This is a genomic window from Pseudomonas sp. AB6 (assembly GCF_034314105.1).
Lineage (GTDB): Bacteria > Pseudomonadota > Gammaproteobacteria > Pseudomonadales > Pseudomonadaceae > Aquipseudomonas.
In genome coordinates this window covers 2910215-2935931 of record NZ_JAVIWJ010000001.1, presented here as the reverse complement: position 1 = coordinate 2935931, position 25717 = coordinate 2910215, and the positions used below count along the sequence as shown (strand labels likewise).

At 56.2% G+C, this 25717-nt stretch carries 25 protein-coding genes and 1 pseudogene; 13 read left to right on the top strand and 13 right to left on the bottom strand.

The window, feature by feature from the left end:
* Positions 1 to 187: 187 nt before the first annotated feature.
* The 4 genes from RGW60_RS13855 to RGW60_RS13840 form a co-directional block, all read right to left on the bottom strand.
* Positions 188 to 1897, bottom strand: a complete 1710-nt coding sequence (locus tag RGW60_RS13855; protein ID WP_322205136.1) for an ATP-dependent DNA ligase — start codon at positions 1895 to 1897, stop codon at positions 188 to 190.
* Entirely contained in the window at positions 1894 to 2925 is a 1032-nt protein-coding gene (locus RGW60_RS13850; protein WP_322205135.1) for a ligase-associated DNA damage response exonuclease, read from the bottom strand. The genes RGW60_RS13855 and RGW60_RS13850 overlap by 4 nt, the downstream gene beginning before the upstream one ends.
* 219 nt (positions 2926 to 3144) lie before the next feature.
* Positions 3145 to 5622, bottom strand: coding sequence for a penicillin acylase family protein (locus RGW60_RS13845; RefSeq protein ID WP_322205134.1), 2478 nt, complete (start codon positions 5620 to 5622; stop codon positions 3145 to 3147).
* A gap of 172 nt (positions 5623 to 5794) precedes the next feature.
* Positions 5795 to 6001: an SEC-C metal-binding domain-containing protein gene (locus RGW60_RS13840; RefSeq protein ID WP_322205133.1), complete on the bottom strand. Its 207-nt coding sequence runs from the start codon at positions 5999 to 6001 to the stop codon at positions 5795 to 5797.
* Between the two features lie 115 nt (positions 6002 to 6116).
* On the opposite strand from RGW60_RS13840, the gene RGW60_RS13835 reads away from it, so the two are divergent.
* Entirely contained in the window at positions 6117 to 6653 is a 537-nt protein-coding gene (locus RGW60_RS13835; protein WP_322205132.1) for a hypothetical protein, read from the top strand.
* Between the two features lie 10 nt (positions 6654 to 6663).
* On the opposite strand, the gene RGW60_RS13830 is transcribed toward RGW60_RS13835, so the two are convergent.
* On the bottom strand, positions 6664 to 7137 hold the full coding sequence (locus RGW60_RS13830; RefSeq protein ID WP_322205131.1) for a YchJ family protein: 474 nt from the start codon (positions 7135 to 7137) through the stop codon (positions 6664 to 6666).
* Between the two features lie 2 nt (positions 7138 to 7139).
* Positions 7140 to 7637, bottom strand: a complete 498-nt coding sequence (locus tag RGW60_RS13825) for a DUF6231 family protein (protein WP_322205130.1) — start codon at positions 7635 to 7637, stop codon at positions 7140 to 7142.
* 169 nt (positions 7638 to 7806) lie between these two features.
* On the opposite strand from RGW60_RS13825, the gene RGW60_RS13820 reads away from it, so the two are divergent.
* The 4 genes from RGW60_RS13820 to RGW60_RS13805 all read left to right on the top strand — a co-directional run bounded on the left by RGW60_RS13820 (position 7807) and on the right by RGW60_RS13805 (position 10536).
* Complete coding sequence (locus tag RGW60_RS13820; RefSeq protein WP_322205129.1) at positions 7807 to 8514, top strand: OmpA family protein; 708 nt, start codon at positions 7807 to 7809, stop codon at positions 8512 to 8514.
* An 88-nt stretch (positions 8515 to 8602) separates the two neighbouring features.
* Positions 8603 to 9328, top strand: coding sequence for an OmpA family protein (locus RGW60_RS13815; protein WP_322205128.1), 726 nt, complete (start codon positions 8603 to 8605; stop codon positions 9326 to 9328).
* 166 nt (positions 9329 to 9494) lie between these two features.
* Positions 9495 to 9770, top strand: a complete 276-nt coding sequence (locus RGW60_RS13810) for a DUF1145 domain-containing protein (RefSeq protein ID WP_322205127.1) — start codon at positions 9495 to 9497, stop codon at positions 9768 to 9770.
* Complete coding sequence (locus RGW60_RS13805; protein WP_322205126.1) at positions 9763 to 10536, top strand: collagen-like protein; 774 nt, start codon at positions 9763 to 9765, stop codon at positions 10534 to 10536. Before RGW60_RS13810 ends, RGW60_RS13805 begins: the two co-directional genes overlap by 8 nt.
* Before the next feature lie 146 nt (positions 10537 to 10682).
* On the opposite strand, the gene RGW60_RS13800 is transcribed toward RGW60_RS13805, so the two are convergent.
* Complete coding sequence (locus RGW60_RS13800; RefSeq protein ID WP_322205125.1) at positions 10683 to 11147, bottom strand: CopD family protein; 465 nt, start codon at positions 11145 to 11147, stop codon at positions 10683 to 10685.
* Positions 11148 to 11257: 110 nt separating this feature from the next.
* On the opposite strand from RGW60_RS13800, the gene dinG reads away from it, so the two are divergent.
* From dinG to RGW60_RS13765, 7 genes and pseudogenes are all read left to right on the top strand, one after another.
* The gene (gene dinG, locus RGW60_RS13795; RefSeq protein WP_322205124.1) at positions 11258 to 13402 is read left to right on the top strand and encodes an ATP-dependent DNA helicase DinG; all 2145 of its coding nucleotides are present in this window, start codon (positions 11258 to 11260) and stop codon (positions 13400 to 13402) included.
* 95 nt (positions 13403 to 13497) lie between these two features.
* Positions 13498 to 13850 (top strand): annotated as a pseudogene (locus tag RGW60_RS13790) (beta-agarase); the annotation flags it as partial.
* Positions 13851 to 13946: 96 nt separating this feature from the next.
* The gene (locus RGW60_RS13785) at positions 13947 to 15092 is read left to right on the top strand and encodes a serine hydrolase domain-containing protein (RefSeq protein ID WP_322205123.1); all 1146 of its coding nucleotides are present in this window, start codon (positions 13947 to 13949) and stop codon (positions 15090 to 15092) included.
* Between the two features lie 118 nt (positions 15093 to 15210).
* A complete protein-coding gene (locus tag RGW60_RS13780) occupies positions 15211 to 16320 on the top strand; it encodes an OmpA family protein (protein ID WP_322205122.1) in 1110 nt (369 codons plus the stop codon).
* 52 nt (positions 16321 to 16372) lie between these two features.
* Positions 16373 to 17020, top strand: coding sequence for a pyridoxamine 5'-phosphate oxidase (gene pdxH / locus RGW60_RS13775; RefSeq protein WP_322205121.1), 648 nt, complete (start codon positions 16373 to 16375; stop codon positions 17018 to 17020).
* Between the two features lie 179 nt (positions 17021 to 17199).
* Positions 17200 to 17664 carry a glycine zipper 2TM domain-containing protein gene (locus RGW60_RS13770; protein ID WP_322205120.1) on the top strand — a complete coding sequence of 155 codons (465 nt, stop codon included), beginning with the start codon at positions 17200 to 17202 and terminating at the stop codon, positions 17662 to 17664.
* A gap of 205 nt (positions 17665 to 17869) precedes the next feature.
* The gene (locus RGW60_RS13765; protein ID WP_322205119.1) at positions 17870 to 18967 is read left to right on the top strand and encodes a PLP-dependent cysteine synthase family protein; all 1098 of its coding nucleotides are present in this window, start codon (positions 17870 to 17872) and stop codon (positions 18965 to 18967) included.
* A 96-nt stretch (positions 18968 to 19063) separates the two neighbouring features.
* Here RGW60_RS13765 and RGW60_RS13760 read toward each other — a convergent pair whose 3' ends face one another.
* From RGW60_RS13760 to RGW60_RS13750, 3 genes are all read right to left on the bottom strand, one after another.
* Positions 19064 to 20674 carry an NAD(P)/FAD-dependent oxidoreductase gene (locus RGW60_RS13760; RefSeq protein ID WP_322205118.1) on the bottom strand — a complete coding sequence of 537 codons (1611 nt, stop codon included), beginning with the start codon at positions 20672 to 20674 and terminating at the stop codon, positions 19064 to 19066.
* A gap of 112 nt (positions 20675 to 20786) precedes the next feature.
* Positions 20787 to 21458: a hypothetical protein gene (locus tag RGW60_RS13755; RefSeq protein WP_322205117.1), complete on the bottom strand. Its 672-nt coding sequence runs from the start codon at positions 21456 to 21458 to the stop codon at positions 20787 to 20789.
* Between the two features lie 61 nt (positions 21459 to 21519).
* Positions 21520 to 22119, bottom strand: coding sequence for a short chain dehydrogenase (locus tag RGW60_RS13750; protein WP_322205116.1), 600 nt, complete (start codon positions 22117 to 22119; stop codon positions 21520 to 21522).
* A gap of 105 nt (positions 22120 to 22224) precedes the next feature.
* On the opposite strand from RGW60_RS13750, the gene RGW60_RS13745 reads away from it, so the two are divergent.
* Positions 22225 to 23133, top strand: a complete 909-nt coding sequence (locus RGW60_RS13745) for a LysR family transcriptional regulator (protein ID WP_322205115.1) — start codon at positions 22225 to 22227, stop codon at positions 23131 to 23133.
* Between the two features lie 158 nt (positions 23134 to 23291).
* Here the strand turns inward: RGW60_RS13745 and RGW60_RS13740 are convergent, their stop codons facing one another.
* The 3 genes from RGW60_RS13740 to RGW60_RS13730 all read right to left on the bottom strand — a co-directional run bounded on the left by RGW60_RS13740 (position 23292) and on the right by RGW60_RS13730 (position 25707).
* Positions 23292 to 23897, bottom strand: coding sequence for a hypothetical protein (locus tag RGW60_RS13740; RefSeq protein ID WP_322205114.1), 606 nt, complete (start codon positions 23895 to 23897; stop codon positions 23292 to 23294).
* 458 nt (positions 23898 to 24355) lie between these two features.
* Positions 24356 to 24697 (bottom strand): hypothetical protein, encoded by a 342-nt coding sequence (locus tag RGW60_RS13735; protein ID WP_322205113.1) that lies wholly within the window; start codon positions 24695 to 24697, stop codon positions 24356 to 24358.
* Positions 24694 to 25707 carry a hypothetical protein gene (locus tag RGW60_RS13730; RefSeq protein ID WP_322205112.1) on the bottom strand — a complete coding sequence of 338 codons (1014 nt, stop codon included), beginning with the start codon at positions 25705 to 25707 and terminating at the stop codon, positions 24694 to 24696. Before RGW60_RS13730 ends, RGW60_RS13735 begins: the two co-directional genes overlap by 4 nt.
* Positions 25708 to 25717: the final 10 nt, after the last annotated feature.

Here is a 25717-nt window from a genome sequence, read left to right as displayed (position 1 = left end):
CCTGCTGGAGCAGGGAATGCCCCAAGGCTAAGCGCAAAACAATGCTGCAGGAGCTAACCTACTCGCCAAGCTATGCGTCAAGCATTTTGCATTAGCTAATTCGCCAATATGTTTGGTCCTATAGAAAGCCCCTCATGCACAGAAAAGGCCCGCTCGAAAATAAGCGCACAAAAATAGCGCATCACGTTCAGCTGAGCAAATCTTGCAGCGTCGATAAGCTGTCTGCCTCGGCTACCGGTTTGTCCTGGCGCCAGCGCAGCATTCTCGGGAAACGCACCGCAATTCCGCTTTTGTGCCGCTTGGACAGGGCGATGCCCTCAAAGCCAAGCTCGAACACCAAGCTTGGGGTGACGCTGCGTACCGGGCCGAATTTTTCCACTGTAGTTTTACGGACAATCGCATCGACCTTGCGCATCTCTTCGTCGGTCAACCCGGAATAGGCCTTGGCAAACGGCACCAAAGTTCGTTCGCTAGCGTCGGGTGGCCCGTCCCAGACTGCGAAAGTGTAATCGCTGTACAGGCTGGCGCGTCGACCGTGGCCGCGCTGGGCATAAATCAACACCGCGTCGACGCTGAATGGATCGACTTTCCATTTCCACCAAACGCCCATGTCTTTGGTGCGGCCTACGCCATAAAGCGCGTCGCGGGCTTTGAGCATCATGCCCTCGACGCCGAGGCTGCGGGACGCTTCGCGCTGTCGGCCGAGGTCTATCCAATCGGTTGCGCTTAGTATGGGCGACGGCAGCAAAACCGGACTTTGGCTGCAATGGAGCAATACTTCGAGCTGGGCGCGCCGTTCGTGCTGAGGACGGCTGCGCCAATCGCGACCTCGCCATTCCAGCAGGTCGTAGGCGAGTACCACCACCGGTACGTCGTTTAGAATTTTCTTACCCAACGTTTTGCGGCCGATACGCTGCTGCAGCAATGCGAAAGGCTGAACCGAAGGTTGAGCAGCGTTTGAGTCTTCTGATGTTGCCAGCGCGAAAACGTCGTCGTCTTTCGGCCCGACGACGGGGGGTTTCCAAACCACGATTTCGCCGTCGATCACCGTGCCGTCCGGTAAACACTGGCTCAGGCTGTGCAACTCAGGGAAACGATCAGTGACTAATTCTTCGCCACGTGACCAGATCCATAAACGACCTTCACGTTTGACCAATTGCGCCCGGATACCGTCCCACTTCCATTCCACTTGCCACTCTTCACACGGACCGAGCAGCGTTTCGAATTGATCCACGGGCTGCTGCAAAGCGTGTGCAAGGAAGAACGGATAAGGCTGGCCGCCGCGCTGGGCGTGTTCATCGTCGGACTCAGCCGCGATCAACTTGAGGTAACCCTCGGCGCTGGGCCGATGGGAAAGGTCGGTGTAGCCCACTAAACGTTGCGCCACGCGCTTGCTGTCGATGTCAGCCAGGGAGGCAAGTGCACGGGTAACCAGCAATTTAGAAACCCCCACTCTGAAACTGCCGGTAATCAACTTGATGCAGACCATCAGGCTAAGGCGGTCGAGCTGCGCCCAATAACTTTCCAGTCGTTCGGTCAATTCCTCTGGCGGCAGGCCGCGCAATGGCAACAAATAGTCTTCCATCCAAGTCGCCAGACCCGCATCGGAGCTTTGCTGAACCTCGGGAAGAATCAATGAAAGCGTCTCTGCCAAATCCCCCACGGCTTGATAACTTTCTTCGAACAGCCATTCTGGCAACCCGGAAAGCGCCATCGCCTGTTCGCGCAACAATCGGGTGGGGACCAATTGCCGAGGTCGTCCGCCGGACAAAAAATAAACGGCCCAGGCTGCATCCTCAGGTGCTGCAGCGATAAAGTAGTCGCGTAATGCGGCGAGCTTGGCGTTGCTCGACGTTGTGGCGTCTAAACGCGAATAAAGCGCGGCGAAGGCTCTCATGCTGGAACCTCGTGAGGTGGCGAGGTACCCAGCGCAAGATCTTCGTCGTCGCCGTATTCGGTGCTGAAGCCCTGAGCATCCAACCCTTTCTCGCGAAGATAGCGCACCAGTACGTTGACCGAACCATGGGTCACCATCACTCGCTCAGCGCCGGTTTGCTCAATAGCCCATAGCAGCCCTGGCCAGTCGGCATGATCCGAAAGTACAAAGCCGCGATCTACTCCGCGCCGGCGGCGAGTGCCGCGCAACATCATCCAGCCGCTGGCAAATGCATCGCTGAGGTCACCAAAACGTCGCATCCAGGTGCTGCCGCCCGCAGAAGGTGGGGCAAGAATCAACGCTTGGCGCAATAGTGGGTCGGTCTTTTTAAAGTCGCTTGCGTAATGGGTCTCGGGGATACGAACACCGGCTTCGCGGTACACCCGGTTCAGCGGTTCGATGGCGCCATGGACCAGAATTGGACCGATGTCGGGATCAATACCGTGGAGGATTCGCTGGGCTTTGCCGAAGGAATAGCAAAACAGCACACTGGCTTTGCCTTGCTCAATATTGCCTCGCCACCATTGATTAACGTCAGCGAAGATATCAGCCTGAGGTTGCCAGCGATAAATAGGCAGACCGAACGTGGATTCAGTGATGAAGGTATGGCAACGCACTGGCTCGAAAGGCGCACAGGTGCCGTCGGGTTCAACTTTGTAATCCCCTGAGGCTACCCATATTTTGCCTCGATATTCGAGCCGAACTTGCGCCGATCCGAGTACATGGCCGGCCGGGTGCAAGCTCAGCGTCACACCATGATGATTGATGTTTTCGCCGTAATTCAGGGTTTGCAGGTTTAAGTCCTGCCCCAGTCGCGCCCGTAAAATGCCTTCGCCGGGAGCTGCCGCCAGGTAATGTTGATTGCCGGTACGCGCGTGATCGCCATGACCGTGGGTAATAACGGCCCGCTCAACCGGGCGCCATGGGTCGATATAAAAATCTCCCTGCGGGCAGTACAGCCCTTCGGGCCGTGCGATAACAAGATCCATAGGATGACCAGAAGGATGGGCTTGTTAGTTATGAGGCGGTGCGCGGGTGGAAGTTCGAAGTGGATGGCAGGCGCTCTATCACAGGCTCGTTATCCAGCGCAACCCGGTGTGACAAGCTCATTCATCGGGAAGCGACCAACACGGTCTGACGTGCGGACCGCGTTGCTCAGTTCTCGAATAAATCAGGTTCCACAGGGTTACGGGGTTGATATCAGACCATTACTTCCCTGGCGTCAGCGTCAGTCGTGCCTTGCCGTAGGCCCGTTCCAGGTTCTGCGGTTGCATCGGGATTGTCGTGTATTGCGCTTTTAGCCAAGGTTCAATGCCATCAGCGTAATGCGGGCTGACTGGATTGCCGGATTGGCCTGCATTGTTCTGACTCATCATTGGTTCAGGTTGACCGAAGTCGACGATTATCCGCATCGCAGGCGTCAGTGCAGTGTCGAAGTTTTCACCCCACGCGTAACCAGCCGCATTGAGAGTGCTGTGATCACCTCCGGCTGGAGTGGGGCTGCGATTAGCCATCTGGCCGTTTTTCGCGGTCCAGGTGTAGCGGTGCAGTTTGCCCCACTGCCAGGCTTTGTGATCGCCACCTAATTGGCTGTCGCCTGCAGTTATCGCGGCAGCCAGGCTGCGGGCGAGAATCGTCGGTTTGTCTTCTTTTTGCGGGGTTTTGATGTCATCCCAATACGGGCTGTCTTCGCGGCCAAGTAGGTGATCGGCTTGAGCGGAGTAGGTGAAGTTGGCGTTTTCAACTAGCGCTTTCCAGGCCGGGCTGGTTTCCGGCCCCAGTTCGTCAAGGAAGATCTGCTTAGCGCTTTCTTGCAGGAAAAGCTCATAAATCGCGGCGTCGGAGGAACTCGCGGACAACTTGCCGTCAAACGCTATCAGGCGTGCCAAGGCTTCTTGAGCCTTGCCACGATCCGCCGCAGGTAACGCATTAATAGCCAGATTCAGCGGTTGGGCCATACCGGGTGCTTGAAACATCTTCTTCAGCTTGGCAGCAAAGGTCGTGGTTTGATCGTATTGCATGGCGATCATGCTGCGGCTGTCCTGTTTATCGCCATTTAACAAAACGGCTATGCGTTCGGCGCGCTCCGGGTAGTTCCAGGAGTTAGACAGTTGCATGCCGTAACCTTTTTGCAGGGTGCGTTGGTTGGCGGTGCCGATCCAGCCTTGCCTTGGGTCTTGATCATATGGGTGCAGCATCGAATCGGCGTAACCGTCCCAGTCATAGTGGCTGTCCCAGCCCGGCGATGGGAGCAACCCTAGACCCTCGCGGCGGTTCGGGAAGCGTCCTGTGACCTGCCAGCCAACATGTTGGGAGTCGGCAAACACAATGTTCAGGGCCATGGCGCGAATTTCACGAACGGCGTCCGAGGCTTTCTCGACGTTTTGAGCGCGGGACAGGTTGAAGAACGCGTCCATGCTTTTGTCGTCTTTGAAGTCGGGTGTTTGCAGGGCCAGACCCAAGCCGTTACTGAGTTGGACGGGTTGCTCTGGGCTGCTGCGTTCGCCCAGCGCGCTGTTGAGGAGAGTGCCGTGGCGGGTTTCGTAAATGGTTTCGCGAACAGCACGCTCGCCTTTGATAAAGAACGTTTCGTTGCGCACCGAGGCCGGTTGCCACTTGCCATCGACCAAGTAGAGCAACTTATTGTTTTCACGCTTGAGTTTCTCGAGGAACAGGTCCTGATTGTCGCCCATGGCGGTGGTCATGCCCCACGCCAGCTTGCCATTAAAGCCGGACAATACTAGCGGTAGACCGGCGATGGACATCCCGGCTGCCTCAAATTTAGGTGCGCGGATCTGCACAAAGCTCCAAGCCGAAGGCAAGGTGGCGGGCAGGTGCATGTCGTTGGCCAGCAAACTTTTACCGCTGCGGCTGCGTTGGGGAGCGACCACCCAGTTGTTCGAGGCCGCGACACCAAGCATGTTCAGGTCGGACAGTTGCAGAGCCACTTTATTCAAATCGCCGAGACCTGGGATTTGGCTCAAATTCAGGCCTTTGAGTTTGTCGGCTTCGGCCATAGGCAGTTCTTCATCAGGGTAGGTCGGGATCAGCCAAGCGAGCTTCTCTGCACCGACTTTTTGCGCCAATACCAGAGAAGAAAGCTCTTGTTGCAGGTTCACCGACATGCCGAAGTTCAGCAGGCTGAAGATCAGCGCCGAGTCTTCCGGCTTCCAGTATTCAGGGTGGTAACCGGCCGCCGTCAAATCGGCTGGCAGCTTGTCGCGATAGCGGAACAGGTAAGCGTTGACGCCGCGTGCGTAGACTTCGAAGAAACGTTTAAGCCGTGGCGATGAACTGTTGTAAAGCTCGCTTGCGCTTTTCTTCAGATTGATCGAACGCATGAATCGGTCGATTTCCAAGGCGCTGGGGCCTTCCAGTTCGGCCAATCGGCCTTGGGCGAGCAAACGCATGCTGACCATTTGGCTGATGCGGTCGCTGGCGTGCACATAACCCAGGGTGAACAGCGCGTCATGAAACGTATTGCTCTCGATCAGCGGCATGCCGAGGCTGTTGCGGCGTACTGAAACGTTCTGCGCCAACCCTTTGATCGCAAACACACCGGTGGACGGTGGAAGCGTATCGCTACTGGCGCCTCCGAGCTGGCAACCGCTCAAACTCAGGACACTGACCACTGCTGCGGCAACGCCGAACCGGGGAAGAAAATCTAAAAAGGCTGGCGAGGCCATGGCAAAGCTCCTGCGGGGGTGACATTTTTTGATGGCGCTACGTTAGTGAGCAGACACGCCACACGCAAGCAGCAAGAGCTCTGTAGGCGCTAACTTGTTGGCGAGGCGTTATACCTGAAACGCGGCGTCAAGCTTCTCGGTAACAAGTTGGCATCTACGGGGATTAGGTAGATTAAGCGCCGTGGCACTTTTTGAATTTTTTCTCGCTGCCGCATGGGCAAGGATCGTTACGGCCTACGTCCTTCAAGGTGTTGCGCACGGGTTCTTGTGGCGCGTGGCCGCAGTCTGGACCGTGAACGTGAGCGTGCTGATGGTCGTGGTGCTGATGCTCGTGGTCATGAGCGCAGTCAGGGCCGTGAACGTGGTTTTCCTGGTTCATCTAGGTCTCTCCGGAATAAGTTGGCGCGAATTATCTCGCCAATACGTGTCTGGTGCACGCATTCAAACCACAATAATCAGCCATACTTGCGCCTCGTGCCGTTGGAGTTTGTCCGATGAACCTCTATGAAATCGTCTTTACTGGTCAGACAGTACCCGGGGCGTCGCGCGAGCGAGTCGAGGCAAATCTGACCAAATTGTTCCAGGCCGATGAGCAGCGCATCGCCATATTGTTTTCAGGGCGGCGTCTGGTGCTCAAAAACAATCTCGAGGAAGCCGCCGCCATGAAGTATCGCGCGACCCTGGAGCGCGCCGGGGCGTTGGTCGAGATGGTCGACATGCAACTCGACATGGAAGAGGTGGAGCTGGCGCCGCCGCCCGATGCGCCAGGATTTTATCGTCCTCCCAAGGCTAAAGGTCGACTGCAGATCGCCCCGCGCGACGCTTACATGGCCGCGTTCGTGGACGTGGATGCACCTGATTTTTCGGTGGCACAGGTGGGTAGCGCACTGCAAGAGCCAAAAGCGCCCGCGCCCGCGCCCCGGCTGGACCTTTCGCAGCTTAGTTTGGCACCGGTAGGAAGCGATATGCATGAGCTCAAAAAGCCACCCGCGGGCCCGGCGCCCGACACGTCGCATTTAAAACTCAGTTGAGCCCATTGGCTTATGCGAGATAACCTGCACAGCATTTTTTGAATTTTTGCCCACTGCCACATGGGCACGCATCGTTACGGCCTACCTTGAGCGGTACCGTCGGGTCGATGAAATACCAGCGGCCTTGATTCTGGACGAATGCCGAGCGCTCGCGATGGCTGTGTTCGCCATCGCCGTCGTGCCAGCGAGCGATGAATGTGACGAAGGCGTGCTCAGGTTTGCCGCCAAACACTTCGACGTGCTCCACGCCCAACCCCAGCCAGGTGCTTCGCGCACTCCAATCACCGATGGATTGGCGGTCCAGGCTGACTTGTTGCGCAGGCAGCGTCGTATCCACCAAATAATCGATCAGCCCCAGTACGTAGGCGCTGTAACGCGAGCGCATCAGCGCTTCTGCGCAGGGGGCTGCCAGCCCGGCGTGATAGTGCCCGCAGCAGGCATCCAGGAAATTTCCGCTGCCGCAGGGGCAGATCGTACCTGTCATGGCTACCACCAGTATTTGCCGAAATTCTCCGGGTTGGCCCAAAATTTCGCGTTGAGCCAATCGGGGACTTGTTTATAGTCACGCAGGTCGTAGGTAAACAACGTCAGGACTTGCTCGTCTCGGGCAAAGCGTTCACTGGCTTGCAGTGCCAACGAATAGAAATCGGTGTCTTGCCAGCCACATGCGTGTAAATCCGCCAGCACGGCAATACGACTCGCGTTCAAATTACGAATCCCGCCCAGCAATTCAAGCCCGGTGCGTTTGGGCAAATGCTCCAGGCAATCCACCGCCAGTGCCAGGTCAAAACGTTGTGCGCCAAGCGCTGTAGGCAAAGGGCCGGGCATGGCATGGGCTAATTCGGTACCCGGATGAGCGGTCAGGAATGCCTCGAGCGCAGGGAAACTTGCGGCACCGATCAATAGCAGGCGTTTAGGGGCGTATCGATCCAGCAAGGCGGCCAGCGCCTGCTGCGGCGTGCGCGTAGAAAAGCCATCAGTCATCGAAATTCCTCAATTGAGTTGCAAGACTAGCTTGCCAAGACGCAATGGCCTAGCCCTTAGGGCGCTGCTTCAATTCGCAGCTTTTATGATGGCTAATTGGCGGACTGTGAAACTGACGTCTTTACTCCCATTGCATCGGTTTGGACCGATCCCATAGGAGATGAAGTCAATGAGTATGATTCGGGTGGCGTTACCTTTGATCCTGCTGACCAGCCTGTTGACGGGTTGTGCAGGTTTGCAAAAGACCGATTGGCCTAAATGTGCCGCAGTCGGCGGTTTGACGGGTGCGGGACTGGGGGCGATTCACAACGCCACCTATGCCGGTTGGGGTGTGTTGATCGGCGGCGGTGTAGCGGCAGCGTATTGCTGGGTACACGGCGACGGCGACGAAGATGGCGACGGCGTGCCGGACAGCCGCGACAAGTGTCCAGGTACGCCTAAAGGGGTAAGTGTAGATGCCAATGGTTGTCCACCGGTTGTGGCACCTGCCGCCGAACCCGCAGTGGTTGAAAAGGTGGTCATGGTCAAAGAAGAGACGATCGTGATCAACGACGTCTATTTCAAGTTTGATTCGGCGCAATTGACGGCGGCGGACAAACAAAAGCTTGACCTGATCAGTAGCCGTCTGAAACGCGAAGCTCCTAGCGCTCAGTTACGCGTCAGCGGACATACCGACAGTGTTGGTAGCGACAAGTACAACAAAAAGCTTTCGCAAAAGCGTGCAACGTCGGTGACCGACTATCTGGTCAGCTCTGGTATCCCGCGCAGCAGTTTTGTGGCAGTAGTTGGCGAAGGTGAAGGTCGTCCCGTCGCGGATAACAAAACGGCCGAAGGGCGTGCCTTGAATCGTCGTGTAGAGATCAAAATTAACCGATAAAGCCCGTGTTGCGTGGCTTGTGGAGTTAAGGTTGTGCGTCTTTACTCCTGAGTGCCGGCATGGGCCGGTAACTCAGGAGCATTGACTTATGAGCGTATGCGCAAGAGCGGTACTTCCTTTATTTTTGGTCAGCGGTGTCCTTTCAGGTTGTGCGACCACCAGCGATGGTACGGCGCCGCTCAATCAAAAGAACTGGCCCATCTGTAGTGTTATAGGTGGCTTGGTCGGTGGAGGACTGGGCGCCATTGAAAGTGGTGCCTGGGCCGGTGGTGGTGCGGCACTTGGCGTGATTGCCGGTGGCCTTATCTGTTTTGCCCAGGATGGTGACGAGGATGGGGATGGTGTGTTTGATCGTCGCGATACCTGTCCGAATACGCCCCCCAATACCCCCGTCGACAATAATGGTTGCCCCCTTCCTCAATACCCTGCGAGCGTCAAACCCGCAGAACCCGCACCCCCTACCGAGCAAATTATTACCCTTAGCGATGAGGGTGCCGTGCTGTTTGCGTATAACAAGGCCGACCTAACAAGCGAAGCGCGGGATAAGCTGATCGCAATAATGGATAGCCTGAAAAGCGCCGATGTAGTGAGCATTAAGGTGATAGGCCATACCGATAGCAGGGGTTCCGGTCCTTATAACCAGAAACTCTCCGAACGTCGAGCCGCCAGCGTGGCAACGTTTTTGATCAGTCAGGGGCTTGCGCCTGCCAAATTGTCCACCCAAGGCATGGGCAAAAGTCAGCCGGTGGCGGACAACGCGACTGATGAGGGGCGAGCGAAGAACCGCCGGGTGGAAATACACCTAAACCGCTGACATTGACACCACATTTGAGAAACCGGGCCATGGTTGAACGCCGCCCGGTTTCATGGTGTTGCGAGCAGCCCTCTAATCGGCGCACCCGAACATTTTTCAATGGTCGCTGGCAAAATTCGCGCTGTTGCCGTTACTGTGCGCAAAAGAATAACCGCCAGGGGTACGTATGAAGTTGTTTTGGGGATTGGGGAAAATGTTGACATCGGGTTTCTGGCTGGTGGTGCTGGTTAATATGGTTATTGCATTACCAAATCCTTTTGATTTATTGATCAACATGGTCGCAAGCCTGCTGGTGCTGATCCACTTGATGGAACTGGTTTTGTTCAACGGCAGCCTGCGTGGGCGAGCGCGGCCTTGGAGGGATCGTGGGCAGATCCTGCTGTTTGGTATTTTCCATCTGCAATCTTTTTCCCGCTTGTCGGTGGAGGTCGCTCATGCGTAACCTTCGGCTTCTGGCAGTGGCATGCAGCGTCGCAATGTTCACCCCGATGGTCTTGGCCCAAGTGGTAATGGTCGAGGCGCATTCACTAATGCGTCTGCCAACTCAAACCAGCGTCTTGCAGTTGGATCGCCTGGAAGTTGCTGATTACGGTACGTTGCTAATCCCCGCAGGTGTCGACGAAGTCAGAGTCGGTGAGTTGGTGCTGGGCCATGAAGCGCGTATCGCGATTATCCCCAGCGGACAGGTGTTTAACATGGTCATCGGCCGTGGCCAATTAGCATCCGGTAGTCAAATCACTGCGCGCGGTGCGCCCGGCACGTTTCTCAAGCCTGCGCTGCCTGGTCGTAATTTGACCTTGCGTCTGGAAAACCTGACCGCTGATGAGCTCTCAGTCGACGCCCGTGGCGGTTCTGGAGCCCCTGGCTTTTTCGGTTTAGATGGCGCCAATGGCGAAGACCCTGGTTGTCTATGGGGTGAAGCAAGTCGTGGTTACAACGGCGACAACGGCAGCAACGGTCACGATGGCGCGCCAGGTGCAGTGGTACATCTCGAGTTGCCCGCCGCATTCCCTGCCGAACGCATCAAAGTGCTGGTCAACGGCGGAGCTGGAGGGCTTGCCGGTGCTGCTGGATTGGCAGGCAAGGGCGGCGCTTCCAAAGGGTGCCTGGTCTACCGCGCAAGCGGCGCCAAATCAGGCACGCCAGGCCAACCGGGCCAGTCCGGCGCGCCGGGACGCGATGGTTCGTTAACGGTACAGCGGCTGTAGGTTTAATCCACGGTAGCCTGAAGTTGCTAAGGTGGCGAAAGCCTCCAGATCTCATCGCAGCCTTCGGCTGCGCCTACCGGTGTGGATCAAACATACCCCAGTCCTGGTGTAAGCGAACCTGTTGGCAAAGATGTTCATCTGGGCCATCAAAATCCTGGCCGACTGGCAGCTACGCCCACCAATACCAACCCGACAATTAAATTTATTCCCACCAGTCGGCGTATGCGTCCCAGCGTTGCGGCACCTTCCTGCCATTGTTCAGCCTCAACCGCACGACGCAGCTCGGGCAACTGCAGCGAGTGGATGCGGATAAACAGTGCCACCATCACCACGTACAACCCCATCATGATTTGCACGTAACGCGGTGCGGTTTCAAAACCTGAAAACCGTTGGCCGATCATGCCTACGCCAGTAATTGGCAGCACCACTACCGCCACCCAGACCCAGAAAAAGAACCGTGGAAAAACCTGGACCCACAATTTAAGGCGATTGGGACCCTCCAATGCCGCACCGACCGCTGGGCGCAGGACCATCCAAGCGAAGAACATGCCGCCGACCCAGACCAAGGCCGCCAGCACATGCAGCGTGTAAACAAGGGCAAAAGCTGTCATTCGGTACTCCGATCTGCGCGGGATGATTTAGCGAGGTATGATAGCCGCCTCTTAGAAACACTGAAAATTTATCCAGCACTTTTAACCCGATTCGTAGCGCCCTGAAGCCCATGATCAGTAACGAACTCAAATCCCAAATTCAGGGCGCTTATTCGCGTTTCCTCGAAGCCAAGAGCCTGAAGCCGCGTTATGGCCAGCGCTTGATGATCGCCGAGATCGCCAAAGTGCTCGGCGATATCGACACTGATGAAGAAGGTCGACGCTCGGGTGATCCCGCTGTGGTCGCGGTCGAAGCGGGCACCGGTACCGGTAAAACTGTTGCCTACGCGATTGCAGCAATCCCCACGGCGAAAGCGGCCGGCAAGCGTCTGGTTATTGCCACGGCCACCGTCGCGCTGCAAGAGCAGATCGTTTACAAGGATCTGCCAGACCTGATGCGCAACAGCGGGCTTAACTTCACGTTTGCCCTGGCCAAGGGGCGCGGCCGTTACATGTGCCTGTCCAAACTCGACGTGCTATTGCAAGAAGGTAACGCACAAACCGCCACCGCTCAGCTGTTCGAAGAAGAAGGCTTCAAGATCGAAGTTGACGAGGCCAGCCAGAAACTATTCACCAGCATGATCGAAAAGCTCGCTGGCAATAAGTGGGACGGTGACCGCGACAGCTGGCCTCAGGCGCTGGAAGATCAGGACTGGGCGCGAGTCACCACCGACCACAGTCAATGCACCAACCGGCATTGCCCGAACTTTCAGCAGTGCGCCTTTTACAAGGCACGTGAAGGCATGGGCAAGGTCGATGTCATCGTCACCAACCACGATATGGTTCTTGCTGACCTGGCGCTGGGTGGCGGGGCGGTATTGCCTGATCCGCGTGAAACGCTTTACGTGTTCGACGAAGGGCATCACCTGCCAGACAAGGCCATCGGCCATTTTGCCCATTACACACGTCTGCGCTCAACTTCGGATTGGCTGGAACAAACCGCTAAAAACCTGGCCAAGTTGTTGGCTCAACATCCTTTGCCGGGCGATCTGGGCAAACTGATCGAACAGGTCCCAGAGCTGGCGCGGGAGATTAAGACGCAACAACAGTTCATGTTCGCCGCCTGCGAACAGCTGGCCGACTTCAAACCCGGCGAAGACATGCAGGGCCGCGAGCGCCCGCGCCATCGTTTCATCGGTGGGTTGGTGCCCGAGCACATGCGAGAGATGGGCGCCGAGCTGAAAAAAGGATTTGCCCGACTTGATGATCTGTTTACGCGCCTGACCGAACTGCTCAAGACCGGTATGGACGGCGAAGTGAACATCGGCATCGCCAGTCATCAGGCCGAAGAGTGGTATCCGTTATTCGGCAGTCTGCTGGCCCGGGCCCACGGTAACTGGGAGTTGTGGACCGCATTTACAGTTGAAGACCCAGAAGACAGTCCACCCATGGCGCGCTGGCTGACCTTGGCTGACAGCGGCTCGTTGTTCGACATCGAGGTCAACGCCAGCCCCATTCTGGCCGCTGAAATGCTTCGGCGTAATCTGTGGAACATCGCCTATGGCGCGCTGGTGACCTCGGCGACTTTGACCGCGTTGGGCAAGTTCGACCGGTACCGTATGCGGGCCGGATTGCCCAAAGGCTCCGTCACAGCGGTTGTGCCGAGCCCGTTTCACCATGCCGACGCCGGCGTGCTGCGCGTGCCAGACCTCAAGGCTGATCCTCGCGACGCCGTGGCGCATACGGCCGCGATCATCCGTGAGCTGCCAAGGCTGGTAGAGGGTTCACGAGGTACGTTGGTCTTGTTTTCCTCGCGCAAACAGATGCAAGACGTCTTCGACGGCCTTGAGCGCGACTGGCGCAAACAAGTGTTCATTCAGGGCAATCTGTCCAAGCAGGAAACCTTGAACAAGCACAAGGCACGGGTTGACAGCGGTGAGTCCAGCGTACTGTTCGGCTTGGCCAGTTTTGCCGAGGGGGTCGATTTACCCGGCGCTTATTGTGAACACGTAGTGATCGCTAAAATCCCGTTTGCCGTGCCTGATGATCCTGTCGAAGCTGCGCTGGCGGAGTGGATCGAAGCTCGCGGCGGTAACCCGTTCATGGAAATTGCGGTACCGGATGCCTCGCTTCGTCTGGTCCAGGCATGCGGGCGATTGCTGCGCACAGAAGAAGATCGCGGCACCATCACACTGCTCGACCGACGGGTGGTCACCCAGCGTTACGGCAAAGCAATCCTTAACGCGCTACCACCGTTCCGTCGCGAAATTTCCTGAAGCCACGCGGGCATCATGAGCAGGCTTTCAGGCCCCAGTGCCAAGTGCTGATCACCCTGAGATCGAAGCCGACTTCAAATACTTTCAAAAGGCCCAATTTCTTGAAACAAGCTCTGGCTGAACCTTCGGTCGTCGGCGTGCACTGGTTCGAATACCTCGACCAGCCTGCCACGGGCGTTTACTTGATGGAGAAAATGGTCACGTCGGGCTTGTCAGCATCACTGATGTGCCATTTCAGGGGTTTGTTGAAGCGGTTCGCAAAAGCAACCTTCAAGTTCCTGACACGCTAAACAAAGAGGCGCGGGCGAATGACGCCAAGAAAACTAAACCGAAAGCGCTCCCCGGCACACCTGAAAACGGTAAGGGCGGCAAGCGGGATCGTGCGCCGGAAAGCGGCGATGTCAAAGGTGCGCAAGGTGCTGGTGGCGATACCGGTGGGACTCGTTAATCGTCGTAATCAGGCTTGAGTCTGTTCCCAAAGAGCGCAATCGCTGGAACAATGCACGTCAACAATTGAAACAGTCATTTTTGGGGGAGCGGGCGCGTGCAGATTCAGGGTCATTACGAACTTAAATTTGAAGCAGTGCGCGAAGCCTTCGCTGCGCTCTTCGATGACCCTCAAGAGCGCGGTGGCGCGGTGTGCATCCAGATTGGCGGCGAAACTGTAGTCGACCTTTGGGCTGGGACGGCGGACAAGGACGGCACCGAGGTTTGGCACAGCGATACCATTGCCAATGTGTTTTCCTGCACGAAACCCTTTACTGCCGTCACTGCGTTGCAATTGGTGGGTGAAGGTAAGTTGCACTTGGACGATCCGGTCGCCAACCTTTGGCCAGCGTTTGCTACTGCCGGCAAAGATAAAATTACGTTACGTCAGTTGCTTTGCCATCAGGCGGGATTACCGGCGTTGCGACAGATGTTGCCTGCCGAAGCGCTATATAACTGGCAAACAATGACCGATGCGCTAGCCGCTGAAGAACCATGGTGGACGCCTGGCCAGGGTCACGGCTACGCCGCCATGACTTATGGCTGGTTGGTCGGGGAGATGCTGCGCCGCGCTGACGGACGAGGTCCGGGAGAATCAATCTCGGCCCGTATAGCACAACCCTTAGGTCTCGATTTTCACGTTGGGCTGGCGGATGAAGCGTTTTACCGTGTTGCGCATATCGCTCGCGGCAAGGGTAATCCGGGTGACGCAGCCGCACAGCGTCTGTTGCAAACGACAATGCGCGAACCGTCTTCCATGACCGCACGGGCGTTTACCAATCCGCCATCGATCATGACCAGCACCAACAAACCTGAGTGGCGGCGCATGCAACAACCTGCGGCCAATGGTCACGGCAACGCTCGTAGCCTCGCAGGCTTTTACACCGCGTTACTTGACGGTCGTTTGCTTGAAGCCGAGTTGCTAGGTGAGCTGACGCGCGAGCACAGCGTGGGGCCCGATAAAACCTTGCTGACCCCCACCCGGTTTGGGCTCGGCTGTATGCTCGATCAGCCGCAAGTGCCTAATGCGACCTACGGTCTTGGGCCTAAAGCTTTTGGCCATCCTGGCGCCGGCGGCTCTACAGGATTTGCTGATCCCGAGCGCGAGGTGGCATTTGGTTTTGTCACCAACACGCTAGGGCCTTACGTATTAATGGATCCACGCGCACAATCACTGGTGCGCGTATTGGCGAATTGTTTTTAGCCGATTGTCTGTTAACTTCGCGCCAAAGGAACCGAGTGGCGTATTTTGTTCTCGAAGTGTCGGTTTATACGAGCTTATTCAAAGCTTTATTTCTGCTTTTTCATGGTATGGATTAACGATGTCATCTAACAAAACTCTCGCGTTTGCGTTGTGTCTGGCTGTCACTGGTTGTGCCCAAACGCCGCAGAATGGCGTCGCCGAAGGTGGTATCAACTGGTGGCCCTTTGGCGCTCATCAAGCTTCGGACAAGGCGCCGGACCAGGCATCTGCGGCCAAGCCCGATGCGAAGGGCACCGCCCCGTCTGCGCCTACTGCTGTGAAAGCTGAGGCCGCTGCCGCTAAAGTTGACGTCAAGAACTCTGCCTCTATTCCGGCGCCTGCCGCAGTTGCGCCGGTAGTTGCCGCTGCCACGCCTGCTACTGAGACTCATTGGTGGTGGCCGTTCGAGACCAAACAACAAAAGGAAGCAGCCAGGCCGCTCCTCGCCGTCCGCGCAGAACCTGTGCCGATGCCAGACCCGAAAATCACCCAAGCGTGGCTCGATGATTACGAGCCGCGGTTGCGTTTAGCAATTAAAGACAGCCCGTTCGAGCTCGAGCGCCGCGAGAACCTACTGGTCATCACCGCCCCTGCGGACAGCTCGTTCAACCACGACCGCCCGACCATGCTATTGCCGGTCACTCTTGGTCCAATCTCCAGACTGGCAAAAATTGTCGAAGCTGATCCGAAAACCGCTGTGCTCGTGCTGGGTCATGCCGACACCACTGGCTTAATAACAGACAGTCAAAAGTTGACCCAGGAGCGGGCGTCTTCGGTCGCTGCTATTTTCCGCATGAGCGGCTTGGAACGTAACCGCTTGGGCATGCGTGGCATGGGTTCGATCATGCCGCGTGCGGCAAACGACAGCGCCGAGGGCCGCAAGTTGAACCGTCGGATTGAGATCGTGATGACGCCGCAGGTCACGATGGTCGCCTTGCTTAGCAAGTACAGCATGCCAGCGCCAGGCCCAGCGACGCTGGTCGCCATTCAGACGCCGGCGCCGGTTGCCGCCACGCCCGCACCTGGGGCTAAAACCGTCGCGAGCTCCAAAAAAACGGCTCCGGTGAAGAAAGCGGCCGCCAAAAAACCAGTTGCCAAAAAAGCTGCGCCAGCGAAGAAGGCGACTCCAGCCAAAACTGACGCACCAGCAAAGAAAGACATACCGGAAGATCAGGCCAAAGCCAACTAAGCCTGACCGAGCCAAGGACCTTTCTCAGGAATTGCAGCGAAGGAAGCACGTGATGACCCAAGTTTTGGCCGATATGCGTCGTGATTACACCCGAGATGGTTTGAACGAAACTCAGGCGCCGGACGAGCCTTTTGCCTTGTTTCATGAGTGGTTCGCGCAGGCGGTGAAAACCGAGCAAGCGCCGGTCGAAGCCAATGCCATGACCGTGGCAACCGTTGATGAAGAAGGCCGCCCTCATTGCCGGATTTTACTGCTAAAGGGGCTCGACGATCAGGGCTTCACGTTCTTCACAAACTACGAGAGCGCCAAAGGTCAGCAGTTGGCTGCGCGCCCTCATGCGGCCATGACGTTCTTCTGGCCCTCTCTGGAGCGTCAGGTACGGATTGAGGGGCGTGTGGTTAAAGTCAGCGCGCAAGAGTCGGACGCTTATTTTCAGGTTCGCCCCCTAGGTAGCCGTCTGGGCGCATGGGCGTCTCCGCAAAGCCGAGTGATTGCCGATCGTGCCGAACTTGAAGCGATGCTCAAGAATACCGAACAGCGGTTCAGCGACTCACAACCCCACTGCCCAGAGCATTGGGGCGGATATCGCCTGTTACCGGAACGAATCGAATTCTGGCAAGGGCGCCCAAGCCGTCTGCATGATCGCTTGAACTATCGCGTTGAAAACGAAGCGTGGGTCTGTGAGCGACTTGCCCCCTGATGGATGGTCAAGGTGTTTGATAGAAAACCTTTGAATTATTTTCCTGCCCCAACGTCTATGAGGTGAGGGCAAAGTTGTAGTTAATTTACCCGTTCAATGAAACAAGTTTTCAGTGGAGACCGTGACAGGTTTCTTGTCACGGAGTTTAATGGTTGTTTGTTCTTTTGGAGATTGATCTTATGCGTAAGTCTGTTCTGCTGGTTGCTTCGTTCACTGCGATGGCATTGACACTGGGCGGCTGTACCTCAAGTCTTACCGGGGACTCGTATTCCCGAGATGAGGCTCGGACAGTACAGACCGTACGCATGGGCACCATCGACTCTTTGCGTCCCGTTAAAATCGAAGGTACTAAAACGCCCATTGGCGCTGGCGCTGGTGCGGTAGTTGGTGGTGTGGCCGGGAGCGCTATTGGTGGCGGTCGCGGCAGCATCATCACTGCGGTGATTGGTGCGGTCGCGGGCGGTCTGTTGGGTTCGGCCACGGAAGAAGGTTTGACCCGTGCGCAGGGCGTAGAGATTACCGTGCGTGAAGACGATGGCACGATGCGCGCCTATGTCCAGCAAGTGCAGGAAAATGAAATTTTCCGTGTGGGCGAACGAGTTCGCATCATGACTGTGAACGGTACAAGCCGAGTTGCTCACTAAGCTTCACATCGTTATTTAATGATTTGAGAGTGATTGTAACAAGTTGTAATAAAAAAACCCGGTCCAATGAACCGGGTTTTTTATGAGTCGGTTTTTCGTTAAAAGCGATTATTCGCCAAGTTTCATGACTTCATGCGCGTAACAACTATGTCTCGCAGTGATTGTTTTGCGCTTTGGGAAAGTTCCTAAATTTGATTGAGAAGTGATGATGAGCGATACCAGGCAGTGGGCCCGTGAAGCGATTCGAATCATCGAAGCGGACTTCCAGCGTAGCGCCGATACCCATTTGATCCCCTTGGAACTACCCGGCTTGCCGGGCGTCGAGTTGTACTTCAAGGATGAGTCCAGTCACCCCACTGGCAGCCTCAAGCATCGCTTGGCGCGGTCGCTGTTTCTCTATGCGTTGTGCAATGGCTGGCTTAGGGCAGGCGCGCCAGTGATTGAGGCGTCTAGCGGTTCGACAGCGATATCCGAAGCTTATTTCGCCCGTTTGTTGGGTTTGCAGTTTGTCGCGGTAATGCCTGCCACAACCTCTCAGGAGAAAATCGCGCAAATCGCGTTTTACGGGGGCAAAAGCCATCTGGTTCAAGACCCAACTCAGATCTACGCTGAGTCCGAGCGCCTCGCCCGAGAAAGCGGTGGTCATTTCATGGACCAGTTCACTTATGCCGAGCGCGCGACTGATTGGCGAGCCAATAACAACATCGCTGAATCGATCTTCCAACAACTGCGTTTCGAGCGTTACCCGGAGCCGAGTTGGCTGGTTTCAAGCCCTGGCACCGGCGGGACGACGGCGACGCTAGGTCGCTACGTGCGCTATCGCCAACACAGCACGCGGGTGTTGTGCGCTGATGCTGAGCGTTCAGTTTTTTTTGACTATTACCAGAGCGGCGACGCGAGTTTACGCCTGGACTGTGGTTCACGCATTGAAGGTATCGGTCGGCCCAGGGTAGAGGCCTCGTTTTTGCCGAAAGTGATCGATGCGATGGTCAAGGTGCCCGACGCATTGTCGCTGGCCGCCATGCATTACTTGGCGCAGCGCTTGGGTCGCCGAGTGGGCGGCTCTAGCGGAACCAATTTGATCGGCGCGCTATTGGTCGCGAGCGAGATGGTTGCCGCAGGTGAGTCGGGGTCCATCGTGGCGATTTTGTGTGACGGCGGCGAACGATACGCGACCACCTATTACGATCAAGCGTGGCTGACGACGCAGGGGTATGAACTGAGCGGGCTAATCGACAGCATCGCCGATTGTGCTGAAAAAGGTGAGGCACTGCCAGAAGGCGTGTTGCGCGCCGGTATTTGAAGCGATGAAAACCTTGTAGGAGACAACTTGTTGGCTAGGCTGATTATCTGACACACCGCCTCGGCAACGAGTTGTCTCCTCTAGATCGTCTCTGGATTAACCCTCAATCCCCAACATATCCCGAGCTAACGCCTCGGCCACCCGAATGCCGTCGACGCCGGCAGACAAGATTCCGCCTGCGTATCCGGCGCCTTCACCGGCCGGAAACAGGCCTTTGACGTTCAGGCTTTGCAGGGTGTTATCGCGGGTGATGCGCAGCGGCGACGAGGTGCGGGTTTCGATGCCCGTCAGAATCGCATCGTGCTGGGCGAAACCTTTGATCTGTTTATCGAACGCTGGCAACGCTTCTCTGATCGCCTCAATCGCGTACGCGGGCAGGGCGTCCGCCAGATCTACCAGTTTCACCCCAGGTTTGTACGACGGCTCGACGCTGCCCAGTGCGCTCGACGCCTTGCCAGCAATAAAGTCACCCACCAGCTGCGCGGGCGCTTCATAGTTGCTGCCGCCCAGCACGTAGGCCCGCGACTCCAGCCGTTCCTGCAATTCGATACCGGCCAATGGGCCACCCGGATAATCCTCAGGCGTGATGCCGACGACGATGCCGGAGTTGGCATTGCGCTCGTTACGCGAGTATTGGCTCATGCCGTTGGTAACCACCCGGTGAAGTTCGGATGTCGCGGCCACCACTGTGCCGCCGGGGCACATACAAAAGCTGTATACCGATCGACCGTTTTTCGCGTGGTATACCAGTTTGTAATCAGCCGAGCCCAATTTGGGGTGGCCGGCATATTTACCCAAGCGTGCGCGGTCGATCAGCGATTGCGGGTGTTCTATACGAAAGCCCACGGAGAACGGTTTGGCTTCCATGTATACGCCCCGCCCATGGAGCATGCGAAAGGTGTCGCGAGCGCTGTGGCCCAACGCGAGAATTACGTGCTTCGATTCGATCTGCTCACCGCTGCTCAAGACAACACCCTGCAACTGGCCGTTATCGATCAACACGTCAGTAACGCGCTGCTGGAAGCGGACTTCGCCACCCAACGCTTCTATCTGGTGACGCATGTTCTCCACTACACCGGTTAGGCGAAACGTACCGATGTGCGGTTTGCTGACGTAAAGAATCTCTTCTGGCGCACCCGCTTTGACGAACTCATGCAGCACTTTGCGCCCGTGAAATTTCGGATCTTTGATCTGGCTATAAAGCTTGCCGTCGGAAAATGTTCCGGCGCCGCCTTCGCCAAACTGCACGTTAGACTCCGGATTCAACACGTTTTTGCGCCACAACCCCCAAGTGTCCTTGGTACGCTGGCGAACTTCAGTGCCGCGTTCGAGGATGATCGGTTTAAAGCCCATTTGTGCCAAGAGTAAACCGGCGAAAATCCCACATGGACCAAAGCCGACCACTATCGGGCGCTCCCTCAACCCTTCAGGTGCGTGCCCGACAACGTTATAGCTGATATCGGGCGCCACGCCGATGTGGCGATCATCGGCGAACTTGCGCAATAGCTCGGCTTCATCCCGCACCTCAAAATCGACGGTGTAGATGAAACACAGTTCCGATGATTTTTTCCGTGCGTCGTAGCTACGTTTGAATAGCGTGAAGTCGAGCAGCTCATCACTGTCGATCCCCAGACGCAGCAGCAGGGCAGGGCGCAGGTCGTCTTCCGGGTGATCGATTGGCAGCTTGAGTTCGGTGATTCGTAACATGACAGGGTCCAGTATCCGGGCCAGCTTTACGCGAACCGGCAATTATATGCCGCTTCGGTCCCGTTCGCTTCAGGCATTTAAATCCGTAAGCCAGAAAAGGCTGTAAGTGAACTCAGTCGTTACGGGCGCCGCCGTAATAGCCGCAGCCCCGCTGCACCTGATCATTGACGCGCAATTCGGCTGTCAAGTGCTGGACGGCACCGCTGACCGGGTCTACGCAGCGCTGGGGTGCGACCCACAATTCAATGCGCTGGCCATTGGCTTCGGTACTCAGATTGAGGCGGCCACCAGGCAGTTGTTCTTCAACATATGGCAGAGCAACGGGGTCTTTGCCGTCACGGTTAAGGATCAGGCCTTTGCCGTTGACATTGATGCTCCAAGCAGGGCTATTGCCGCTGGCTTGCACGATCAACTGCTTGAAGTTGGCGTCGTTGCAGGCGTTGGCGGACCGTTCAACCCGGTAAAGCTGCTGCAAGTTGACTACCCCATCGGTGCCCGACGTTTTGCTGGCATCGAAATTGCCACGTAAGTCAGCGAACAGTTTGCCTTTTTTGGCGGCAAGCGCTGCGGCCTCTTGCAGCACGCTGGTGTTGCCGCTGTCCTGAATCATAAACCGGCGTTGTTCGTTGCAAGGCTGAAACCAAAGCTGGCCGCCTTCACCGGTGAGGTCGCCTTGCATGCGAGTCAGGCCCGCCGTGGACGAAGCAGGTTTAGCGTTAAACATCTGACATCCGGCAATCACAGGCAGCAGGGCAATCATCAACAGGGTGCGGGCAGCGAACATGGTGGTCGGTCTCCAAACAAGTGGCGCCACGTTACTCAGGCTGCTGTCCGATCACAAGGGCTCAGCCGACGTGATACGTCTGACCGGTTTGTAAACCTTCGACGCTTTTCGCGTATGCCAGCGCTGCTTCTGACGCAAGCAGCGGCTTGAAGCCTCGGAAATAGGACGCATAGGCGCCCATGGACTCTACCAAAACATTTGGACTCACCGAGTTCACTCGCAAACCGCGAGGCAACTCGATGGCGGCCGCACGAACAAACGCATCGATGGCTGCGTTCACCAGGCTGGCCGAGGCTCCGGTTCGAATCGGGTCATGGCTGGTGATGCCGGTGGTGAACGTGAACGAGGCGCCGTCATTGGCAAATTCACGCCCTATCAGTAGCAAGTTAACCTGGCCCATGAGTTTGTCCTGGAGGCCCAACGCAAAGTCGAGTTCAGTCATGTCGGCCAATGGCGCAAAATTCACGTTGCCTGCCGCGCACACCAACGCATCGAACATGCCTACCCGTTCGAACAGTTTTCTGATGGACGCGCTGTCACTAATATCCACTTGGAAGTCACCACTCTTGCGGCCAATGCGGACAATCTCATGGCGGGGAGCCAACTCCTTTTCGATGGCCGATCCTAAAGTCCCAGTGGCGCCAATCAGAAGAATTTTCATTGCGTTTCCTTGAAATGAATTAACAGGGACTCAGTGTAAAGTGCCGCGTTGCGGTCGATAAACATGCTAATTGGCAATCTTTGGTTTTCAACAGGAAACAATCGGATGAGCGAAATGGATGACTTGGTCGCCTTTGCGATCCTGGTCGAGGCCGGGAGCTTTACCTTGGCCTCCCAGCGACTGGGGTGCAGCAAGGGCCAGTTGTCCAAGCGCATCAAATTTTTGGAAACCAGCTATTCGGTGACGCTACTGCACCGTAGTACTCGTCGCTTAAGCCTGACGGCGGCGGGCGCAGCAATATTGCCCCAAGCGAGGGCGCTGATTAATCAAGCCGAGCGCGCCAAGCAAGCATTAGCCCGATTACATGATGAGATATCCGGCTCGGTGCGGATCACCGTTCCAGTGTCCATGGGCGAGACATTTTTCGACGGTTTGCTGATGGAGTTTTCGAAAGAATATCCGCTGGTCCAGATTGAACTGGACTTGAATAATGGTTTTCGTGACCTGCACCGGGACGGGTATGACCTGGCAATACGCAGTCGCGTCGCAAGCGATGAGCGATTGGTGTCCAAGCCGCTGCTCAATATGCAAGAGCTGACCTGTGCCAGCCCTGATTATCTGGAACGCCACGGCGAACCGACTCGGCCGCTGTCGTTGAGTGACCATCAATGCTTGCTCAACAGTCACTACAGCGGCCGCGAGGAGTGGACTTACCACCAAAATCATCAACTGATACGCGTGCGGGTTGCGGGTCCGTTTGCCAGTAACCATTACAGCTTGTTGAAAAAAGCCGCGCTGGTGGGTGCAGGCATCGCCCGGTTACCGTCCTATATGGTTCACGCCGAAATCATCGACGGTCGTCTTCGCTGGCTAATGCGTGACTATCAAACGCCCAGTTTGCCGCTGTTCCTGGTCCACCCTTACGAAGCCGGCTTGCCACTACGCACGCAGGTGTTAGCCGACTACCTGTTGAGTTGGTTCGCTCGCAGTAGTACGGCGTTTGAGAGGCTTTGAGCTGACCGAGCAAGACCGGATTCCTGCCAACATGTTGGCTACAGAAGCGCGGACCGGCGCATACGTTCAACCGAATAAAAATCAACCGTGGGGGAGTTGCCTTGCCAACGCAAAGCGCCAAGGCAGCCAGCACAAGTTCTACGGCCTGAAACGGATGATCAATCCACATACTCCACATACCGCGTCATCAGGTTCGGGCGTTGGAAGGTGTCGATTTGATCGATCTTGCCGCGCATGTCGTAGAGTTCTTGGTCGAAGGTAGCGTCGTCCATATCGATCCAGAACCTTGGATTGCGGCCAATCTTGCGGTCGTATTCAGCCGTTGTTGGGTCGAGATGTCGGTATTGTTCGTAGCGCGGCAAGTCTGGCAGTGGGCGGCTGGTGTCCATGTAGTTTTGTATGAAGTCCCACAGCGCGCAGCACAGCTGACCTTCGCCGGGAGCGAATAAGGGCCGGAAGTTGATGACGATGTCGCGGTAGCGGTGGGCGATGTACAACACGTTCGTCACTAAGCCCTGACGATCCGGGATGGTGGCGATGTAGGCATCGAACTCGTAAAACGGTGCGGTGAGTTCACCGATGGTGCCGTTCTTTTTGTACTCGCCGTTGTTGTCGTAATCGAAAAGGGTGATAAGGCCGGTGCGGCGGTTGATTTCCCAGATCGGGCCTCGGGAGGGTTTGACCCAGAGCTTAGGAATGTAATTGATTACGACCGAACTTACCCCCCAGGCAATGCTAAGGGGGACTACGCTTATATACGCCATATCCCATATCCCGCTGAAAAAGCTTATGAGCGAGGCAGAATTCGATTTGGTTTCGGCAAAAATACACACCAAAACAATAAGCGGCGATAGCATTATCGCCCCCCACTTTCCGAACAGTAGCGTGTATATCCAAAATTGTGATTGTTTTGACCATAACGAAAACCTGAAGCGTTCGTGGTCGTGTCGATCGTGAAAGTCTACATGCTCATATGGAGCTGGAATGTAAGTACCAAGCTTTTGTTTTTCTTCACGCTCTTTGTTCATTTCCTCCTGAAATCGCAAGCTGCTGGGTTTGCGCCGAATTAAAAAGTCATCGGGCGCGACTTCTTGCGCGCTCCCCCATGGCAAACGCGTTTTCGCGAAGCGCCGTATCCACGACCGTTCTGCCGAAGGTGGTTGGTTGGGGATACGGTCAGAGCAGTATGCGGTGCTGGCGTAATAAGACGAATTAATTGCAGTCATTGGTCGTCCTGCGCTTTATGGGTGGTTTCATCTGCCCAGAACGGTTGTTCAATTTCTTTGAAGTTGGGTGTAGCGTGGGCCGCTCCAAAAAGGGTCGGGTCTTTGGGCCTTGGTGCGGGAAATACCCACGATGAACTGCCATCGCTTAGTGTCAGTTGGGCGCGGACTTGCCATGCTGTGTGGACCGACACGGTGTCGTTTGAGCGTGAAACTTCAACCAGCGTTTCCCAAGGTGTTTGCAAGAATATTTCCATCCCATCGGGCTTCGGCCGGTACGCCATAGGCTTGGCTTCGGGAAATAGATGGGTTTCTTCCCACACGGTATTCCAGGGACTCAATCCACATACTCCACATACCGCGCCATCAGGTTCGGGCGCTGGAAGGTGTCGATTTGATCAATCTTGCCGCGCATGTCGTAGAGTTCTTGCTCGAAAGTAGCATCGTCCATATCGATCCAGAACCTTGGATTGCGGCCAATCTTGCGGTCGTATTCAGCCGTTGTCGGGTCGAGATGTCGGTATTGTTCGTAGCGCGGCAAGTCTGGTAGCGGGCGGCTGGTGTCCATGTAGTTCTGCAGAAAATCCCACAGGGCACAGCACAGCTGGCCTTCACCGGGAGCGAATAAGGGCCGGAAGTTGATGACGATATCGCGGTAGCGGTGGGCGATGTACAACACGTTCGTCACTAAACCCTGACGATCCGGGATGGTCGCGATGTAGGCGTCGAATTCGTAAAACGGTGCGGTGAGTTCACCGATGGTGCCGTTCTTTTTGTACTCGCCGTTGTTGTCGTAATCGAAAAGGGTAACGAGGCCGGTGCGGCGGTTGATTTCCCAGATCGGGCCTCGGGAGGGTTTGACCCAGAGGTGGGGGAGGTAGCGGATCACAAACGCCCCGACACCCCAGCATACGAGCTGCGGCAAAAGAAATACGTAATAGGTCTCCAGTACTACGCTGACCAATTCCTCTAAGTAAGGCTTGTATGGTGTCGAAGCTACAACTAATGCGGCAAATACATATATGGGGGCCAGTAAAATAAATCCCCATTTGCCGAAGATGAATAGATAGATCCAAAACTGTGATCGTTTTGACCATAACGAAAACCTGAAACGCTCGTGGTCGTGCCAATCATGAAAATCTACATGCTCATAAGGCGCTGGCACATAGGTACCAAGGGTTAATTGTTCCTTTTTTACCTGCTCGGCTTTTTCCACCCGACGTAATTTTTCCGGCGCGGCTTCGCTCAAAAAATCGTCCAGCGCAACTTCTTGGGTTAGTCCCCAGGGGAGGCGAAATTTGGCAAAGCGTCGTATCCACGAGCGTTCTGCCGACGGTGGTTGGTCGGGCATACGGTCAGAT

Coding starts and splice junctions, on each gene's coding strand:
- RGW60_RS13850 (WP_322205135.1), bottom strand. CDS start 2,925: ATGGATCTTGTTATCGCACGGCCCGAAGGGCTGTACTGCCCGCAGGGA.
- RGW60_RS13755 (WP_322205117.1), bottom strand. CDS start 21,458: ATGTTCGCTGCCCGCACCCTGTTGATGATTGCCCTGCTGCCTGTGATT.
- RGW60_RS13780 (WP_322205122.1), top strand. CDS start 15,211: ATGTCATCTAACAAAACTCTCGCGTTTGCGTTGTGTCTGGCTGTCACT.
- RGW60_RS13740 (WP_322205114.1), bottom strand. CDS start 23,897: ATGGCGTATATAAGCGTAGTCCCCCTTAGCATTGCCTGGGGGGTAAGT.
- RGW60_RS13855 (WP_322205136.1), bottom strand. CDS start 1,897: ATGAGAGCCTTCGCCGCGCTTTATTCGCGTTTAGACGCCACAACGTCG.
- RGW60_RS13800 (WP_322205125.1), bottom strand. CDS start 11,147: ATGACAGCTTTTGCCCTTGTTTACACGCTGCATGTGCTGGCGGCCTTG.
- RGW60_RS13765 (WP_322205119.1), top strand. CDS start 17,870: ATGATGAGCGATACCAGGCAGTGGGCCCGTGAAGCGATTCGAATCATC.
- RGW60_RS13750 (WP_322205116.1), bottom strand. CDS start 22,119: ATGAAAATTCTTCTGATTGGCGCCACTGGGACTTTAGGATCGGCCATC.
- RGW60_RS13820 (WP_322205129.1), top strand. CDS start 7,807: ATGAGTATGATTCGGGTGGCGTTACCTTTGATCCTGCTGACCAGCCTG.
- RGW60_RS13730 (WP_322205112.1), bottom strand. CDS start 25,707: ATGCCCGACCAACCACCGTCGGCAGAACGCTCGTGGATACGACGCTTT.
- RGW60_RS13845 (WP_322205134.1), bottom strand. CDS start 5,622: ATGGCCTCGCCAGCCTTTTTAGATTTTCTTCCCCGGTTCGGCGTTGCC.
- RGW60_RS13840 (WP_322205133.1), bottom strand. CDS start 6,001: ATGAACCAGGAAAACCACGTTCACGGCCCTGACTGCGCTCATGACCAC.
- RGW60_RS13810 (WP_322205127.1), top strand. CDS start 9,495: ATGAAGTTGTTTTGGGGATTGGGGAAAATGTTGACATCGGGTTTCTGG.
- dinG (WP_322205124.1), top strand. CDS start 11,258: ATGATCAGTAACGAACTCAAATCCCAAATTCAGGGCGCTTATTCGCGT.
- RGW60_RS13835 (WP_322205132.1), top strand. CDS start 6,117: ATGAACCTCTATGAAATCGTCTTTACTGGTCAGACAGTACCCGGGGCG.
- RGW60_RS13815 (WP_322205128.1), top strand. CDS start 8,603: ATGAGCGTATGCGCAAGAGCGGTACTTCCTTTATTTTTGGTCAGCGGT.
- RGW60_RS13760 (WP_322205118.1), bottom strand. CDS start 20,674: ATGTTACGAATCACCGAACTCAAGCTGCCAATCGATCACCCGGAAGAC.
- pdxH (WP_322205121.1), top strand. CDS start 16,373: ATGACCCAAGTTTTGGCCGATATGCGTCGTGATTACACCCGAGATGGT.
- RGW60_RS13770 (WP_322205120.1), top strand. CDS start 17,200: ATGCGTAAGTCTGTTCTGCTGGTTGCTTCGTTCACTGCGATGGCATTG.
- RGW60_RS13825 (WP_322205130.1), bottom strand. CDS start 7,637: ATGACTGATGGCTTTTCTACGCGCACGCCGCAGCAGGCGCTGGCCGCC.
- RGW60_RS13830 (WP_322205131.1), bottom strand. CDS start 7,137: ATGACAGGTACGATCTGCCCCTGCGGCAGCGGAAATTTCCTGGATGCC.
- RGW60_RS13745 (WP_322205115.1), top strand. CDS start 22,225: ATGAGCGAAATGGATGACTTGGTCGCCTTTGCGATCCTGGTCGAGGCC.
- RGW60_RS13805 (WP_322205126.1), top strand. CDS start 9,763: ATGCGTAACCTTCGGCTTCTGGCAGTGGCATGCAGCGTCGCAATGTTC.